The organism is Arthrobacter sp. Dra40, assembly GCF_059091905.1.
Map to the genome: position 1 here is coordinate 1 of NZ_JBNHHB010000614.1, position 232 is coordinate 232.

1 pseudogene is annotated in these 232 nt (G+C 74.6%); it reads right to left on the reverse strand.

Annotation, left to right across the window (positions count from 1 at the left end):
* Nucleotides 1-232: pseudogene (locus AC5RWT_RS38250) on the reverse strand (HNH endonuclease); the annotation flags it as partial.

Genomic DNA, 232 nt, shown 5'->3' on the forward strand with positions numbered 1-232 from the left:
ACCTGGCCCCGGGTCCTGGGGTCCCCGGCGTTGGCCAGCCGGTCCGCCTCCTGCCGCAGCGCGGCCATCATCGCGACCCCCCGCACCACCGGCAGCAGGGTCCGGACCGAGACCATCACATCCGGTTCGGGCCGGGAGGAGACATGCCGGTCCGCTTCGGCCTTCGCGGCCCGTTTCACCACCGCGTGCGGGTCCAGCCGGTAGGCGGCGCGTTTGGCTTCGGCCTCCAGCC